The sequence below is a fragment of the Actinomadura kijaniata NBRC 14229 genome (assembly GCF_001552175.1).
GTDB lineage: Bacteria > Actinomycetota > Actinomycetes > Streptosporangiales > Streptosporangiaceae > Spirillospora > Spirillospora kijaniata.
The window spans coordinates 1-16,158 of record NZ_BCQR01000224.1 but is presented as its reverse complement, the minus strand read 5'-3'; the positions used below and the strand labels follow the sequence as shown (position 1 = coordinate 16,158).

Genomic DNA, 16,158 nt, shown 5'->3' with positions numbered 1-16,158 from the left:
GGGCGGGCGGCACGCCGCCCCGCTGGGCGCGCACCCCGCGCTGGCGCGGCTGGCGGCGCTGCGCTACGTCGAGGCGCTGGCGGCGGCCCTGTCCGGCAACGGCTGAGCCCCGCCGCGCGACCGGGACGCGACGACGACCCGCCACGTCCTGGCACGTGGCGGGTCGTCGCGCTGTTCGGCGGGCCGGTCGGCGGGACCGGTCAGCGGTTCCGGAACTCCGGGCGGCGCTTCTCCAGCGTCGCCGTCATGCCCTCCGCCAGGTCCTCGGTGAAGAACGCCAGCGTCTGGATCCCCGTCTCGGCCATGAGCTGCTGGCGCAGTCCGGGCGCGTCCAGGGACAGGTTGAGCAGCTCCTTGGTGCGGCGCAGCCCGTAGGGGGAGCGGGCGAGCAGCTCGCCGGCGAGCGCGTGCGCGCCCGCCAGGTCCCCGCCCTCCCCGGTCCGCTCGGTGACCAGGCCCAGCGCGTCGGCCTCGTCGAGGGTGAGCCGCCGCGCCCGGTAGAAGATCTCGGCCGCCCTGGCGGGGCCGACCAGCCGGGGCAGCAGCCACGACAGGCCGCAGTCCCCCGCCGACAGCCCCAGGTCCGTGAACGGCACCACGAACCGCGTCGTCGGGTCGGCCACGCGCAGGTCGCACGCCAGCGCCCAGGACACGCCCATCCCGGCCACCGGGCCGTGCAGCGCCGCGATGACCGGCTGCGGGATCTCCCGCAGCCGCGCGGTCACCTCGCCGCCGCGCGCGATGCCCCGGTAAATACGCTGGACGCGGCCCTCGCCGCCGCCTCCCGGGTCGCCGCCCTGCAGGTCCATGCCCGAGCAGAAGCCGCGGCCCTCGCCGGTGAGGATGACGACGCGGGTGTCGGCGTCGCGCATCAGCTCGTTGAGGACGTCGAGCATCTCCTCGGTCAGCGCCCCGGTGACGGCGTTCAGGCGCTCCGGGCGGGACAGGGTGATGGTGAGCACCCCGTCCCGCCGGTCGAGCTTGAGGTCTCCCATGGGGGGACGGGTCAGGAGGTGAGCTGCTGGATCAGCGGGCCCATCTGCTCGCCCACGTTGCGGAAGACGGTCAGCGGCTCGTCGGCGCTGACCGCCGCCCAGTTGTCGCGCACCGCCTCGACGGTGAGGGTCTCCTTCTGGCCGTAGCCGGGGCCCTCCGCCACGAAGATCTTGGCGATGCGGCCGCCGCCGACGGTGTAGACCTCGCCGGAGTCCGGGACGTCCTCGTGGGCCAGCCACGCCACCAGCGGGGTGACCTGCTCCACGCCCAGCTTGTCGGCGAAGTCGGCGGGCAGCAGGTCCTCGGTCATGCGGGTCCAGGCGACTGGGGCGATGGCGTTGGCCTTGATGTTGTACTTGGCGCCCTCGTGGGCCAGGGTCTTGGTGAAGCCGACCAGGCCCATCTTGGCGGTGGCGTAGTTGGCCTGGCCGAAGTTGCCGAACAGGCCCGCCGGGGACGAGGTGTTGACGATGCGGCCGTAGGAGTTCTCCCGCAGGTGCGGCCAGGCGGCGCTGCTGACCAGGAACGAGCCGCGCAGGTGCACGGCGATGACCGCGTCGAACTCCTCCACGGTCATGTTCTTGAACGACTTGTCGCGCAGGATGCCCGCGTTGTTGACCACGATGTCGATCTTGCCGAACGTGTCCAGCGCCGTCCGCACGATCGCCTGCGCGCCCTCGGGGGTGGCGACGTTGTCGGGGTTGGCGACGGCCTCGCCACCGTGCTTCTTGATCTCCTCGACGACCTCCTGGGCGGGGCCCGCCGAGGCGCCCGCGCCGGTGCGGTCGCCGCCCAGGTCGTTGACGACGACCTTGGCGCCGCGGGCGGCCAGCTCCAGCGCGTGCTGGCGACCGAGGCCGTGCCCGGCCCCGGTGACGACCGCGACCCGACCGTCGTAGCGCAGTTCCGACATCCCTGTCTCCTCACGTCCGCACCCGACGCGCACCGCACGCCGGTGGTGCCCGGCCAACTACGCCTCCGGGTAATCACCCGGGGGTTACCCAGTGGTACCACGAAAACCGAATCCCGCTCGGCGGCGCCCCCGGCCGAGCGTCAGAAACCTGGAGGGTTCCTGGAAAATCGCGGCAAATCTCCGGGTTCCCGTGCGGGAAGCGCGTAGTCTCCGTGTCTCCACCGTCCCGATACCCACCCCAGCGAGCATGGAGCCGCCCATGCACGGTGCCTCCTCTTCTCCCACCGGTCCCGCGCCCCGCCCGCTCCGGGTGGTGCAGTGGGCGACCGGCGCGCTCGGCCGCACCGCGATCCGGGCCGTGCTCAACCGCCCCGACCTGGAACTGGTCGGCGCGTGGGTGCACGATCCGGTCAAGGCCGGGACCGACGTCGGGACGCTGGCCGGGGTCGGGCCGGTCGGGATCACCGCCACCGGCCGGCTGGAGGAGGTGATGGAGCTGGCCCCCGACTGCGTGGTCTACGCGCCCGCCGACTACGACGACCCGGCCTCCCAGCTCGACAACGTCTGCGCGCTGCTCTCCGCCGGGTCCAACGTCGTCGCCACCAACGGCTTCGTCTACCCGCACGCGCGCGGCCCGCGCCTGGTCGGCGCGCTGGAGCGGGCCTGCGAGCGCGGCGCGTCCTCGATCCACGGCAGCGGCGTCAACCCCGGCTTCATGTCCGACGTCCTGCCGCTGGTGCTGTCCCGGCTGTCCCGTGACATCACCCACATCTACACGCGGGAGTGCTCGGACTTCTCCACCCACCCGTCGTGGCGGCTCGTGCACCACACCGTCGGGTTCGGCCGGTCCGAGTGCGACTACCTGCGGGTGCTGCGGCCCGCCCGCGCCGTGATGCGGTCGCTGTTCGGCGAGAGCCTGCACCTGGTGGCGGCCGGGCTGGGCCTGGAGCTCGACGAGATCGACGTCACCGTGGACCACCGGCTGGCCGGGACCGAGCTGAAGATCGCCTCCGGGGTGATCCCGGCGGGCACGGTGGCGGCGACGCGCTGGACGTTCAACGCCATGGCGGGCGGCCGCCCGGTGCTGACCACCGAGGTGATCCACAAGGCGGACGCGGCGCGGACGCCCGAGTGGGGCGAGCCCGGCTACGCGGTGCGGGTGGACGGCCGACCGCCGATGACGCTGACGACCGGCCCCGAGTGGGTGTCCAACGGGGTGGCGGCCGCCGCCGCGCACGCCGTCAACGCGATCCCGACGGTGTGCCGGGCCGAGCCGGGCATCCGCACCTTCCTGGACCTGCCGCCGGTCACCGGGCGGCCGGTCCACTGATCAGGGGGCGGCCCGCTCCGGCCCGGCCACCACCGCCACCGCGAGGGCGGCCGCCAGGCCCCGGCCGGCCTGCCTGGCGAAGTGCTCGAACGCCGACCACGTTGAACAGCGGGAACTTCGGACAGGGCAGCGGGGCGCAGCCGACCAGCGCGGGCACCAGCGCCCGCGGCAGCCCGCCGACCAGGGCGTTGAAATGCTCCAGCACGGTGTCCCCCGCCACCTTCGGAAAAGAGCCGCCGGGCGGGCGGAAGGCCCGCGCTCCCCGTCGGCGGCCGGAGGTTATCGTAGCGGCGACGGTGGATCGGGCCCGAGGAGGCTGACATGACCGCGCGGGAGCTCGACGGCGGCCGGTTCGTACGGCAGGCCAACCGGTTCACCGACACGATCACCGCGGACGGCGAGGGCGGGTACCCCGCCGAGCCCGGCCGCTACCGGCTGTTCGTCTCGCTCGCCTGCCCCTGGGCGCACCGCACGCTGATCGTGCGGCGGCTGCTGGGGCTGGAGGAGGCGATCCCGGTGGCGGTGGTGGACCCGATCCGCGACGAACGCGGCTGGCGGTTCCCCGAGCCCGACCCGGTGACCGGCGCGACGTTCCTGTCGGAGCTGTACCTCGCGACCGACCCCGGCTACGAGGGCCGGTACACCGTGCCGTGTATCTGGGACACCGTCACCGGGCGGCTGGTCACCAACGACTTCCCGGCGATCACGATCATGATGGGGAGCGCGTTCGCCGCGTTCCGCTCCCCCGGCGCGCCCGACCTGTACCCGGCGGAGCTGCGCGAGGAGATCGACGAGCTGAACGGGCTCGTCTACACGACCGTCAACAACGGGGTCTACAAGGCCGGGTTCGCCACCTCCCAGGACGCCTACGAGGAGGCGGTGGAGGCGCTGTTCGCCACGCTCGACCGGCTGGAGGAACGCCTCGCCTCCCGCCGCTACCTGTTCGGCGACCGGCTGACCGAGGCCGACGTGCGGCTCTACCCGACGCTGGCCCGGTTCGACGCCGTCTACCACGGCCACTTCAAGTGCAACCTGAGGCAACTGGCCGACCACCCGAACCTGTGGGGCTACGCCCGGGACCTGTACGCGGTCCCGGCGTTCGGGGAGACCACCGACTTCGACCAGATCAAGCGCCACTACTACGTCACACAGCGCAACATCAATCCCTCGGGCGTCGTGCCCCGGGGGCCGCTGCTGGACTGGACCGCCCCGCACGGCCGGGACCGGGTCGGCGGATCCGGCGATCACCGATCCTGACGATCACCACACGCGGCGATCAATATCCTGGCGTTCCGCAAGGCAAGCCCCGATCCTCAGCGAGAGGTTTTCCCCGTCATGCGCAGCGCGTTCTTCGGCAACCTGGACGCCGGGCAGCAGCTCCCCGGCCACTTCGCCCTCCAGAACCCCCGGATGCTCCGGGTCCACCTGAACGGCGAGGTCGTCGCCCGGCAGGGGTCGATGGTGGCGTTCCAGGGCCAGATGGACTTCGAGTACCAGGGCGCCGGCGGCATCGGCAAGTTCATGAAGAAGGTGCTGACCGGCGAGGGCGCTCCGCTGATGCGGGCGCGCGGGCAGGGCCTGCTGTTCCTGGCGCACAACGCCGAGGACATCCACCTGTTCTACCTGGAGAACGAGGCGATCACCGTCAACGGGGCCAACATCCTGGCCTACGACTCCCACCTGCAGACCGACATCCGCAAGGTGGAGGGCGCGGGCATGATGGCGGGCGGCCTGTTCAACACCACGATCGCGGGCACCGGCTGGGTCGCGCTGCACACCCACGGCACGCCGGTGATGCTGGACGCCGGGCGGGCCCCGACGTTCGCCGACGCGCAGTCGGCCGTCGCCTGGAGCAGCACCCTGCAGATCGGGGTCAACCGCACGATCAAGGCCGCCGCGCTGATCGGCCGGGGCAGCGGCGAGGCGGTGCAGCTCGCCTTCCAGCCGACCCAGGGCTCCAGCAACTTCGTCCTGGTCCAGGCCAGCGAGGGCCCCACGGTGCCGCCGCACACCCACTGACGCACCCGCCGGCGGAGCCCGGCGCCGGAGGGGGTCGGCGGAAACCCCTGTGGCAACGCGTGTCCCGGCGGTTCCACCGCCGGGAGGCGACATATGTGAGATCTTGGCCGGAACGGGTCGTGGCGGCGGGGGAAACCTCCGGAAACCTCCGTCACGTCGGCGGGGGCTGCCGTGCTTGCAGTTCCCGCCCCAAAAGGCGAGTAGCCTTGACTCGTCTCAGAACTCACCTGCGAGCAGCGGAAGAGGGCGATCTCCGCCGTGTCGACAGAGTCGTCGCAATCTAGTGCCGACCCCAAGCTGACCGACTTCGGTGCCAACGAGTGGCTGGTTGACGAGCTGTACCAGAAGTACCTCGAAGACCCGAACTCGGTTGACGAAGCCTGGTGGAACTTCTTCGCGGACTACCAGCCGGACTCCCGGCCGTCCGCCACCGACCAGGAGCCGGGCAAGACGGCCAACGGCACGGCGGCCGCTCCGCCGAAGGCCGCGCCGAAGGCCGACGGCCGCGCGACCGCGCCGGCCCCGGCCAGGGCCGAGCCCGCCGCCAAGGCGGCCCCCGCGGCCAAGAAGTCCCCCGCCCCGGCGATCCCCGCCGGCGCCGAGGAGGTCAAGCTGCGCGGCGTGGCCGCCCGGACGGCCGCCAACATGGACCTGAGCCTGTCGGTGCCGACGGCCACCAGCGTCCGCGCGGTCCCGGCCAAGCTGTTGATCGACAACCGGATTGTGATCAACAACCACCTGAAGCGCGGGCGCGGCGGCAAGGTCTCGTTCACCCACCTGATCGGCTTCGCCATCGTCAGGGCGCTGGCGGCCATGCCGGAGATGAACAACGCCTACACCGAGGTCGACGGCAAGCCGACGCTGGTCAAGCCGGAGCACGTCAACTTCGGGCTGGCCATCGACCTGCAGAAGGACGACGGCCAGCGGCAGCTCGTGGTGCCGAACATCAAGGCGGCCGACACCCTCGACTTCCGCCAGTTCTGGGCCTCCTACGAGGAGCTCGTCCGCAAGGCGCGCAACAACAAGCTGACCCTGGAGGACTACCAGGGCACCACGATCTCCCTGACCAACCCGGGCACCATCGGCACGGTCCACTCGGTGCCGCGCCTGATGCCGGGCCAGGGCACGATCATCGGCGTCGGCGCGATGGAGTACCCGGCCGAGTTCGCCGGGGCGTCGGAGGACACGCTGTCCCGCATGGGGATCAGCAAGGTCATGACGCTGACCTCCACCTACGACCACCGCATCATCCAGGGCGCCCAGTCCGGCGACTTCCTGCGCCGCATCCACCAGCTGCTGCTGGGCGAGGACGGCTTCTACGACGAGATCTTCGAGGCGCTGCGCATCCCGTACGAGCCGGTGCGCTGGGTCAAGGACATCTCCGCCACCCACGAGGACGACGTCGCCAAGGTCGCCCGCGTCCACGAGCTGATCCACGCCTACCGGGTCCGCGGCCACCTGATGGCCGACACCGACCCGCTGGAGTACAAGCAGCGGCGCCACCCGGACCTGGACATCCTCAAGCACGGCCTCACCCTGTGGGACCTGGAGCGGGAGTTCGCGACCGGCGGGTTCGGCGGCGAGCCGACCATGAAGCTGCGCGACATCCTGGGCGTGCTGCGCATGGCCTACTGCCGCACCGTCGGCATCGAGTACATGCACATCCAGGACCCCGAGGAGCGCGCCTGGATCCAGGAGCGCGTCGAGGTCCCGCACGACAAGCCCTCCCGTGAGGAGCAGCTGCACATCCTGCGGCGGCTCAACAGCGCCGAGGCGTTCGAGACGTTCCTGCAGACCAAGTTCGTCGGCCAGAAGCGGTTCTCGCTGGAGGGCGGCGAGTCGGTCATCCCGCTGCTGGACGCGGTGATCTCCTCGGCCGCGCAGGCGCACCTGGACGAGGTCGTCATCGGCATGGCCCACCGCGGCCGGCTGAACGTCCTGGCCAACATCGTCGGCAAGTCCTACGGGCAGATCTTCGGTGAGTTCGAGGGCAACCTCGACCCGCGCAGCGCCCAGGGCTCCGGCGACGTGAAGTACCACCTGGGCGCCAGCGGCGACTTCGTCGCCCCCGACGGCTCCAAGATCCGCACCGAGCTGGTCGCCAACCCGTCCCACCTGGAGACGGTCGACCCGGTGCTGGAGGGCGTCGCCCGCGCCAAGCAGGACGTCCTGGACGTCGGCGAGGCGGGCTTCACCGTCCTGCCGATCCTCATCCACGGCGACGCGGCGTTCGCCGGGCAGGGCGTGGTCGCCGAGACCCTGAACCTGTCGCAGCTGCGCGGCTACCGCACCGGCGGCACCGTGCACGTGATCATCAACAACCAGGTCGGCTTCACCACGGCTCCGGAGTACTCGCGCTCCACCGTGTACTCCACCGACGTGGCCCGGATGATCCAGGCGCCGATCTTCCACGTCAACGGCGACGACCCCGAGGCGTGCGCCCGGGTGGCGCAGCTCGCGTTCGAGTACCGCCAGACGTTCAAGAAGGACGTCGTCATCGACATGGTCTGCTACCGGCGGCGCGGCCACAACGAGTCGGACAACCCCTCGTTCACCCAGCCGCTGATGTACGACCTGATCGACGCCAAGCGGTCGGTCCGCAAGCTCTACACCGAGGCCCTGATCGGCCGCGGCGACATCACGGTCGAGGAGGCCGAGGCGGCGCTGCGCGACTACCAGGAGCAGCTGGAGCGCGCGTTCACCGAGACCCGCGAGGCCGCCAAGAAGCCGCTGGAGCCCGGCTCGGTCGTCAAGCCCGACGTCGAGGAGTCGATCCCGATCGACCACTCCTCGGTCGGCACCGCGATCTCCACCGAGACCGTCAAGCGGATCATCGAGTCGCAGGTCACGCTGCCCGACGGCTTCAGCGTCCACCCGCGCCTCCAGCCGATCCTCCAGCGCCGCGTGCAGTCGGTCGAGGACGGCACGATGGACTGGGCGACCGGTGAGCTGCTGGCGTTCGGCTCGCTGCTGATCGACGGCCACCCGGTCCGGCTGGTCGGCCAGGACTCGCGGCGCGGCACGTTCGGCCAGCGCCACGCGGTGCTGGTGGACCGCAAGACCGGCGAGGAGCACACCCCGCTCAAGCAGTTCGGGCAGGGCGTGTCGAAGTTCTACGTCCACGACTCGCTGCTCAGCGAGTACGCGGCGCTGGGCTTCGAGTACGGCTACTCCATGACCCGCCCGGACGCGCTGGTGATGTGGGAGGCGCAGTTCGGCGACTTCGTCAACGGCGCCCAGTCGGTGATCGACGAGTACATCTCCTCGGGCGAGCAGAAGTGGGGCCAGCGCTCCGGCGTCGTCCTGCTGCTGCCGCACGGCTACGAGGGCCAGGGCCCCGACCACTCGTCGGCCCGCATCGAGCGGTTCCTCCAGCTGTGCGCCGAGGACAACATGACCGTGGTGTACCCGACCACGACGGCGAACTACTTCCACCTGCTGCGCTGGCAGGTGATGTCGCAGCGCAACAAGCCGCTGATCGTGTTCACGCCGAAGTCGCTGCTGCGCCACAAGGCCGCCGCCGCGAGCGTCGACCAGATCACCGAGGGCCGCTTCCTGCCGGTCATCCCCGAGTCGAACCCCGGCGTCGACCCGGCGGGCGTCCGGCGGGTGCTGCTCACCACCGGCAAGATCTACTACGACGTGGTGGCGCAGCGGGACAAGCTGAACCGCACCGACACCGCCGTGGTGCGGGTCGAGCGGCTCTACCCGGTGCCGGTCGAGGAGATCAAGGCCGAGCTCGACCGGTACCCCGGCGCCGACGAGGTGATCTGGGTGCAGGACGAGCCCGCCAACCAGGGCGCGTGGCCGTTCATGGCGCTGAAGCTGCCGCACCACATCGAGGGCCTGAAGCTGAAGCGGGTCTCGCGTCCCGCCGCGTCGGCCCCGGCCGTGGGCTCGGCCAAGCTGCACGCCGCAGAGCAGGAGTCCCTGCTCGGCCGCCTGTTCGGCGACGCCGAGTAGGACGGCGAGCAGGACACCGGTCCGTCCCGAAGGCCCTGGCACACCGCCCGCGTGTGCCGGGGCCTTCGGCCGTTCACGAAAGAGGGCAGGATGTACTTCACCGATCGGGGCATCGAGGAACTGGCCGACCGGCGCGGCGGGGAGGAGGTCACGCTGGCGTGGCTGGCCGAGCGGCTGCGCGAGTTCGTGGACCTGAACCCCGAGTTCGAGACGCCGGTCGAGCGGCTGGCGACGTGGCTGGCCCGGCTGGACGACGAGGACGAGGACGAGTGACGCGCCGACCGGCCGACGCGATACATCTTGACTTCCGGACAACGCGACATATCGTGTTGTTGACAGGTGTCCCCGCCGCCTGACCCGTGACACCCCGTGCTCGGACGAAAGGCAAGACGCGATGTCGCGTTGGACGATCGACGAACCGACCACCCTCGCCTTCGACGGGGCGGTCGCGCTGAAGGTCACGCTGATCACCGGCAGCGTCAACGTGCTGGCCGGGGGCGACACACCCTCGATCGAGGTCAGCGAGGTGGAGGGGCCGCCGCTGACGGTCGCGCACGAGGCCGGAATGCTCACCGTCACCCACGAGAAGCTGTGGGAGGGGGTGCTGAACTGGCTGCGCACGCAGAGGGTGCGGGCCGTGGTCACCGTGACCGTCCCGCGCGACTGCCCCGTCACCCTCAACCTGGTGTCGGCCGACGCCGTCGTCACCGGGCTGGCCGCCCGCACCTCGATCAAGACCGGGGCGGGCGACGTGACCCTGGACGGCGTCACCGGCGCCGTGGACGTCAACACCGTCGCGGGCGCGGTCGAGGCGCAGGGCGTGGACGGGACGGTGTCGTTCACCTCGGTCTCCGGTGACCTGGCGCTGGCCGGGGGCGTGGTCGAGCGGCTGTCGGCCCGCAGCGGCAGCGGCCGGATCGCCGCCGACGTCGCCCTGGCGCGGGGCGGCAGCGTCGAGGTCAACACCGTCGCGGGCGAGATCACGCTGCGCGTCCCCGACGGCACCGGGGCCACCGTGCACCTGAACGCGGCCGCCGGGCGGATCGAGACCTCGTTCCCCGGCCTGGACCGCCAGGACCGCCCGGTCGGCAGCACCGTCACCGGCACGGTCGGCGACGGCTCGGGCCGGGTGGCGGTCTCCTCCGTCGCGGGCGGCGTCACGCTGCTGGGCCGCCCCGCCGACGATCCCGACGGCCCCGCCGGGATCACCACCCCGGAAATGGAGAAGTGACGTGCCCGTCTTCGGCCACGGCCGCCTGCGGCTGTACCTGCTCAAGCTGCTGGAGGAGAGCCCGCGGCACGGCTACGAGGTGATCCGCCTCCTCCAGGACCGCTTCCTCGGCGTCTACTCGCCCTCCCCCGGCACGATCTACCCGCGCCTGGCCCGGCTGGAGGCCGAGGGCCTGGTCACCCACGAGGTGGTCGAGGGCAGGAAGGTCTACTCCCTCACCGACAAGGGCCGCGCCGAGCTGGAACGCCGCCTGGACGAGCTGGCCGAGCTGGAGGAGGAGATCTCCGCGTCCGCGCAGGAGTTCGCCCGCGAGCTCCAGCAGGACGTGCGGCAGACCGTGCGGACGCTGCGCGAGGAGCTGACCCAGGCCGCCCGGACTGTGCGCGAGCAGGGCGGGACCGGGGGGACCGGCGGGGCCGGTGGGACCGGCGGGGCCGGTGGGACCGGCGGGGACGTGTGGAGCGCGGCCACCGACCGGCAGAAGGGCGAGTGGGAGCGCCAGAAGGAGCACTGGCGGGAGCAGAGCCAGCGCTGGAAGGAGGAGTGGCGGCGCAACTGGGAGGACGCGTGGGCGACCGCGACCGGCACCCGGCAGGACGTCGCCCGCCTGGAGCTGGAGCGGCTGCTCAGCTCGTTCGTGGAGGACGTGCGGCGCGCGGCCAAGAAGAGCGACCTGTCGCAGGAGGATCTGACCGCCGTCCAGACCCTCCTGGCCGAGACCCGCGACCGGCTGCGCCGCGAGTTCCTCGACTGAGCACGGCAGCTCCGGTCGCGGACGCCCCGGTCACAGCCGTAGGGCGCGGCAGGCGAGCTGCACGGCCAGGCGCTGTTCGGGGTCGGCGAGATCGACGCCGAGCAGCGCCTGCGCCCGCCGCACCCGGTCGGTGACGGCGTTGCGGTGCAGATGGAGCCGTTCGGCGGCGCGGGCGGGGGACCCCTGGTGGTCCAGGTAGACCTGGAGGGTCCGCAGCAGGGGCCGGGCGCGTTCCGGTCCCAGCCCGACGATCGGCGCGAGCAGCTCCCCGGCGGCGGCGCGGGCGGTGTCGGAGGCGTACCACTCCCCCAGCATCCGGTCGAGCCCCGCCAGGTCGTGGACGGCGACCGGCCGCCCGTTCCCGCCGCCCCGCGCCAGCGCGGTCCGCGCCTCCCGCACCGAGGCCCGCAGCCCCAGCGGCCCCTGGTGCGCGCCGCCCACGCCGCACCGCAGGTCGGCGCCCGGGAAGCGCTCGCGCAGCGAGGCCAGGAGGCGTTCGGCGCCGGCGACGACGTCCCGCAGCCCGCCCCGCCCCGGGTCGCCCGGCCGGCTGCGGATCAGCGACAGCGCGTCCTCGGCGCGCGCCGAGTTCCACTGGGCCCCGCCGGCGCTGCGCAGCTCCCGCAGCGCGGCGCGGTCCACGGCGTCCAGCAGCTCGTAGCGTTCGGCCCCCTGGAGCGCGGCGGGCTCGATCCGCAGGGCGACGTGCCACCCGTCCACCGGCAGCCCGACGGCGCGGGCCGGGCCGACCAGCCGCAGCGCCTGCCCCTCGGGGGCGACCAGCAGCTCCGACAGCAGCAGGCTGCGCGACCGCACGGGCACGTCCTCGGGCTCCCCGCCCCGGGCGGCGAACGCGGCGACCAGCCGCGCCGCCAGCTCCACGGCCCGCCCGAGGCACCCGCCGACCCGGGGCCCGGCGACGGCGACGTCCCCGCCGGTCCCGCGCACGACCGCCCCGACCTCGTCCGCTCCGGGCGTCCCGGCCCGCAGCGGGACCCCCAGCGCGGAACCGGCCGCCCCCAGCGCCCGCCCGAGCTCGGCCCCCGCGGCCAGCATCCCGTCGACGGCGGCGCCCAGCCGGGCCAGCGCCTCGGCGGCGTCCCCCTCGATCAGCCGCTGGAGGGCCACGACCAGCGCGGCCAGGTCCACCGTCCCGGCCTGCGCCGGCCCGGCATACGGGAGGGCCGCGCCACCGCGTTCGGTCGCGGGCCCCACCGCGGACGCGCCCGGGACCGCCGGAGGCGTGCCCGGCCCGGCGTGCAGGAGGGCGACGCCGCCGCGTTCGGCGATCGACCGCGCCGTGGCCGGGACCGGGGCCGGGGGCTCCGCGCCGGTCAGGACCAGGGCGGCGGCTCCCGCGGCGGACGCGTCGCGCAGGGCCACGTCCAGGCGGTAGCCCGTGGCGTTCGCGGAGGCGGCGGCGGTGAGGACGACCACCGAGCCCGGCGGCGCGGCGCTCAGCGTCGCCGGATCCTCCACCAGGCGCACGCCGGTGGCGGGGCGTCCCCGCGGCGGAGCGGCCAGCAGGGTGAGGCGGGCGGGCGACACCGGGGCGTCCGGCAGGTCGGCCGGCAGGATCTCCACGTCCCGAGGCTACCCCGCAGATCATGGACGGAAAGCACGGCGACCTGCGCGGGAACGCGTCCGCGCCGAAGGGAGTGGACATGGAGATCGTGTTCGAGACGCACTCGTGGAGCCGGGACAACGACCGGGGGGTCGCCACCGGCTGGCGGCCCGGACGGCTCTCCGAACGGGGGCGGCGGCTGGCCGCCGAACTGGGCGAGCGGCGGCGGGACGACGGCATCGCCGCCGTGTTCTCCTCGGACCTGGCGCGCGCGGCCGAGACCGCGTCCCTGGCCTTCGGGGACACCGGCGTCCCGGTGCTGCACGACTGGCGGCTCCGGGAGTGCGACTACGGGAAGCTCAACGGCGCCCCCGCCGCCGAGGTGCACGCCGGCCGCGCCCGGTACCTCGACCGGCCCTACCCGGGCGGCGAGAGCTGGCGGCAGGCGGTGCACCGCGCGGGCCGGTTCCTGGCGGACCTGCCCCTGCGCTGGTCGGACGCGCGGGTCCTGGTCATCGGGCACGTCGCCACGCGGTGGGCGTTCGACCACCTCATCGACGGCCGGCCGCTGGAGGAGCTGGTGGACGCCGACTTCGGGTGGCGGGAGGGCTGGGAGTACCGCCTCACCTGATCCCGGACGCGGCCCGCTGCCCGCCGCGGCTCACCGCCGGCCGCCGAACTCCCAGGCGTGGACCTCGATGGCGGCGTATCGGTCCGCGGTCAGGACGGCGCGGGCGGTGTCCGGGTCCGGCGCCCGCAGCAGCGCCGCCGTCCCCAGCCAGGCGGCGCCGTCGTCGGACAGCAGCGGCCCGTACGCGATCAGCTCGTCCCGGCCGGGCGGCACGTCGAGGTCGGCGGCCTCCCCCGCGCCGAGGCCGAGCACCAGGAACCGGTCGCCGTCGGTCCGGCCTCCGGGGAAGTCCCACATCGTGCGTCCCAGCAGGTTGCGCCACCGGCGCAGCAGCACGTCCCGGTACACGCCGGCCTGGTGGTTGGGCTCGTCGAAGGCGAACGCGCGGGCGGCGGCGGGGTCCGGCAGGTCGATGATGTGCACGCTGCCGCTGGGCGTCTCGCCGTCGGCGGCGAAGGTCGGGCCGCGCGCGATCAGCTCCGCCTCGTACCGGTCCATGTAGGCCCAGTGCGCCTCCCCCAGCTCCTCGCGCAGCGGCAGGGAACCGGGACGATCCCGGTGGTAGCAGAAGAATTCCATGGGAGCGATCTTCGCATCCCGCCCCCCGGACCGGTGCCGGTGTGCCGGGAGCACACCGACCTGCCGATACCTGTGCTCGCGGCCCACTGGCGGGGCGCTCCGATGTGCCTACGCTGGCGGCATGCTCACCTTGACCGAGGCCCTGCTCCCCGCGTTCGCGCGGGGCTGCTCGGTGCTGGGGTCCGGCGGTGGCGGGGACGTCGGCGTCACCCTCGCCGCCGCCCGGCAGGCCCTCGCCGAACACGGGCCGGTCGACGTGGTGGACCCCGAGGAGCTCCCCGGCGACGTGCTGGTCATGTCGTGCGGGATGATCGGCTCCCCGGCGGTCTCGGCCGAGCGGATCGGCGGGCCCGTCGAGGCGCGGACGCTGCGGGCCACGGTGGAGCGCCTGCACGGCGTCCCCGTCGGGGCGCTGATGTCCAGCGAGATCGGCGGGTCCAACGGCTGCGTCGCCGTCGCCTGGGCCGCGCTGCTGGGGCTCCCGCTGCTGGACGCCGACGCCATGGGCCGGGCGTTCCCCCGGATGGACCAGTCGGCGCTGGAGGTCGCCGGGCTGCCGCCCACGCCCAGCGTGCTCGTCGACCACCGGGGCCGGACCGTCGTGCTGGACCGGGTGGACGGGCCCTGGATGGAACGGATCACGCGCGGCGTGCTCGACTCGTTCGGCGGCGTCGCCGCCGCCAGCGAGTACCCGCTGCGGGCCGGGCAGGTGCGCGCGGCCGCCGTCACCGGGTCGGTGTCGCGGGCGCTGGCGATCGGGGAGGCTCTGGCCGGGGGCGTTCCGGACGCGCCCGGCGCGGGGCTGACGCGCCTGGTGACCGGCAAGGTCGCCGAGGTCGAACGCGCCGCCGACGGCTCCACCGAGGCCGTCGTGGAGGGGCTGGGCGGCGACGCCGGGCGGCTGCTGCGGATCGTGGCGCAGACCGAGTACCTGGCCGCGTTCGAGGACGGCCGGGAGCGGGCGCTGGTGCCCGACGTGGTCGCGGTGCTGGACACCCGGACGGCCGCCGCCGTCCAGGTGGACGAGCTGCGGTACGGGATGCGGGTCAGCGTGCTGACGGCGCCCTGCGCCCCGGTCTGGCGGACCGCGCGGGGCCTGGAGCTCGCCGGGCCGCGGGCGTTCGGGCTGGCGGCGCCATGATCGCCGGAGTCGAGGCCGGGCCCACCAACACCGACGCGGTGCTGCTGGACGAGGCGGGCCTGCCCCGGGCGACCGCCAAGGTGCCCTCGGTGCCCGACGACCCGGTGGCGGGGGTGCGGGCGGCGCTGCGGGCGCTGCCCCGGGCGGAGGTGACCCGGGTGGCGGTCGGGCTGCGCGGGCCCGCGCGGGCCGTCGTGGAACGCCGCGGCCTCGCCCGCGTCGGGGTGCTGCGCGTCGGCGGCGACGCCGCGCGGGCGGTGCCCCCGCTGGCGGGCTGGCCGGAGGAGCTGCGCGCGGCCGTGTGCGCCGGGACCGCCGTCGTGGACGGCGGCGGCGGGTTCTCCGCCGAGGAGTGGACGCCGCTGGACGAGGACGCGGTCGCCCGGTTCGCCGCCGGGCTGGCCGGACGCGCCGACGCGGTGGCGATCACCGGGGTGTTCGCGCCGGTGGACGGCCGCCAGGAGCGCCGCGCCGCCGAGATCGTCCGCGCCGAGCTGGGCGAGGTCCACCTGACCCTGTCGGGCGAGCTGGGCCCGCTCGGCCTGCTGGAACGCGAGAACACCGCCGTGCTCAACGCCGCCCTGCACCGGCTGGCCGGGAGCCTGGCCGACGGGCTGCGCGCCGCGTTCGACGAGGCGTTCGGGACGGGCGTCCCGGCGCTGGTCACCCGGGGCGACGGCACCGTGATGGGCCTGGACCACCTGCGCCGCCACCCCGGTCTCGGCCTCGGCTCCAGCCTGGCCAGCACGCTGCGCGGCGCGGCGACCCTGACCGGCCGTCCCGACGCGGTCGTCGCCGACGTCGGCGAGCACCGCATCCGGGTCGGCGCGGTCGCCGGGGGCTATCCGCGCCAGGCGTTCGGCGCGACGATCGGCGGGGTGCCGGTGGCGTTCTGGATGCCGGACCTGATCCGCGTGCCCCGCAGCGGCCCCGCGGCGCGCGAGGAGCTGGCCGAGGCCGTGGACCGCATGCAGCCCGCCGCCGGGCGGCTCCCGCTGGTCGTGGTCGGCGGCGGCGCGGGCGCGGTGCCCGCCGGG

At 73.9% G+C, this 16,158-nt stretch carries 15 protein-coding genes; 10 read left to right on the top strand and 5 right to left on the bottom strand.

The window, feature by feature from the left end; all coding sequences use genetic code 11:
- Positions 1 to 200: 200 nt before the first annotated feature.
- Together AKI01S_RS44390 and AKI01S_RS44385 are read right to left on the bottom strand one after the other, a co-directional pair.
- Positions 201 to 995 carry an enoyl-CoA hydratase/isomerase family protein gene (locus tag AKI01S_RS44390; protein ID WP_067832146.1) on the bottom strand — a complete coding sequence of 265 codons (795 nt, stop codon included), beginning with the start codon at positions 993 to 995 and terminating at the stop codon, positions 201 to 203.
- Positions 996 to 1,006: 11 nt separating this feature from the next.
- Positions 1,007 to 1,909, bottom strand: a complete 903-nt coding sequence (locus tag AKI01S_RS44385; protein WP_067832141.1) for an SDR family oxidoreductase — start codon at positions 1,907 to 1,909, stop codon at positions 1,007 to 1,009.
- Between the two features lie 259 nt (positions 1,910 to 2,168).
- On the opposite strand from AKI01S_RS44385, the gene AKI01S_RS44380 reads away from it, so the two are divergent.
- Positions 2,169 to 3,239 carry an NAD(P)H-dependent amine dehydrogenase family protein gene (locus tag AKI01S_RS44380; protein ID WP_067832139.1) on the top strand — a complete coding sequence of 357 codons (1,071 nt, stop codon included), beginning with the start codon at positions 2,169 to 2,171 and terminating at the stop codon, positions 3,237 to 3,239.
- Here the strand turns inward: AKI01S_RS44380 and AKI01S_RS51420 are convergent.
- Complete coding sequence (locus AKI01S_RS51420; RefSeq protein WP_157420588.1) at positions 3,217 to 3,459, bottom strand: hypothetical protein; 243 nt, start codon at positions 3,457 to 3,459, stop codon at positions 3,217 to 3,219. The two genes, AKI01S_RS44380 and AKI01S_RS51420, sit on opposite strands and share 23 nt — an antisense overlap.
- Positions 3,460 to 3,560: 101 nt before the next feature.
- Here AKI01S_RS51420 and AKI01S_RS44375 point away from each other — a divergent pair, with 101 nt between their 5' ends.
- The 6 genes from AKI01S_RS44375 to AKI01S_RS44350 all read left to right on the top strand — a co-directional run bounded on the left by AKI01S_RS44375 (position 3,561) and on the right by AKI01S_RS44350 (position 11,206).
- On the top strand, positions 3,561 to 4,496 hold the full coding sequence (locus AKI01S_RS44375; RefSeq protein ID WP_067832137.1) for a glutathione S-transferase family protein: 936 nt from the start codon (positions 3,561 to 3,563) through the stop codon (positions 4,494 to 4,496).
- A gap of 78 nt (positions 4,497 to 4,574) precedes the next feature.
- A complete protein-coding gene (locus tag AKI01S_RS44370; RefSeq protein WP_067832135.1) occupies positions 4,575 to 5,258 on the top strand; it encodes an AIM24 family protein in 684 nt (227 codons plus the stop codon).
- 258 nt (positions 5,259 to 5,516) lie between these two features.
- The gene (locus AKI01S_RS44365) at positions 5,517 to 9,221 is read left to right on the top strand and encodes a multifunctional oxoglutarate decarboxylase/oxoglutarate dehydrogenase thiamine pyrophosphate-binding subunit/dihydrolipoyllysine-residue succinyltransferase subunit (protein ID WP_084000852.1); all 3,705 of its coding nucleotides are present in this window, start codon (positions 5,517 to 5,519) and stop codon (positions 9,219 to 9,221) included.
- A gap of 90 nt (positions 9,222 to 9,311) precedes the next feature.
- Positions 9,312 to 9,494 (top strand): DUF6104 family protein, encoded by a 183-nt coding sequence (locus AKI01S_RS44360; RefSeq protein WP_067832134.1) that lies wholly within the window; start codon positions 9,312 to 9,314, stop codon positions 9,492 to 9,494.
- A gap of 121 nt (positions 9,495 to 9,615) precedes the next feature.
- Entirely contained in the window at positions 9,616 to 10,452 is an 837-nt protein-coding gene (locus tag AKI01S_RS44355) for a DUF4097 family beta strand repeat-containing protein (protein ID WP_067832132.1), read from the top strand.
- Between the two features lies 1 nt (position 10,453).
- Entirely contained in the window at positions 10,454 to 11,206 is a 753-nt protein-coding gene (locus AKI01S_RS44350) for a PadR family transcriptional regulator (RefSeq protein WP_067832129.1), read from the top strand.
- A 30-nt stretch (positions 11,207 to 11,236) separates the two neighbouring features.
- Here the strand turns inward: AKI01S_RS44350 and AKI01S_RS44345 are convergent, their stop codons facing one another.
- Positions 11,237 to 12,790: a PucR family transcriptional regulator gene (locus tag AKI01S_RS44345; protein WP_245682042.1), complete on the bottom strand. Its 1,554-nt coding sequence runs from the start codon at positions 12,788 to 12,790 to the stop codon at positions 11,237 to 11,239.
- A gap of 23 nt (positions 12,791 to 12,813) precedes the next feature.
- On the opposite strand from AKI01S_RS44345, the gene AKI01S_RS44340 reads away from it, so the two are divergent.
- Positions 12,814 to 13,401, top strand: coding sequence for a histidine phosphatase family protein (locus tag AKI01S_RS44340; protein ID WP_218010054.1), 588 nt, complete (start codon positions 12,814 to 12,816; stop codon positions 13,399 to 13,401).
- Between the two features lie 30 nt (positions 13,402 to 13,431).
- Here AKI01S_RS44340 and AKI01S_RS44335 read toward each other — a convergent pair whose 3' ends face one another.
- On the bottom strand, positions 13,432 to 13,980 hold the full coding sequence (locus AKI01S_RS44335; RefSeq protein WP_067832127.1) for a YciI family protein: 549 nt from the start codon (positions 13,978 to 13,980) through the stop codon (positions 13,432 to 13,434).
- Between the two features lie 121 nt (positions 13,981 to 14,101).
- Here AKI01S_RS44335 and AKI01S_RS44330 point away from each other — a divergent pair, with 121 nt between their 5' ends.
- Together AKI01S_RS44330 and AKI01S_RS44325 are read left to right on the top strand one after the other, a co-directional pair.
- Positions 14,102 to 15,121, top strand: a complete 1,020-nt coding sequence (locus tag AKI01S_RS44330) for an S-methyl thiohydantoin desulfurase family protein (RefSeq protein ID WP_067832125.1) — start codon at positions 14,102 to 14,104, stop codon at positions 15,119 to 15,121.
- Positions 15,118 to 16,158: hydantoinase/oxoprolinase N-terminal domain-containing protein (locus AKI01S_RS44325; RefSeq protein ID WP_067832123.1), on the top strand; the 1,041-nt coding region annotated here is incomplete at its 3' end. The genes AKI01S_RS44330 and AKI01S_RS44325, both read left to right, overlap by 4 nt.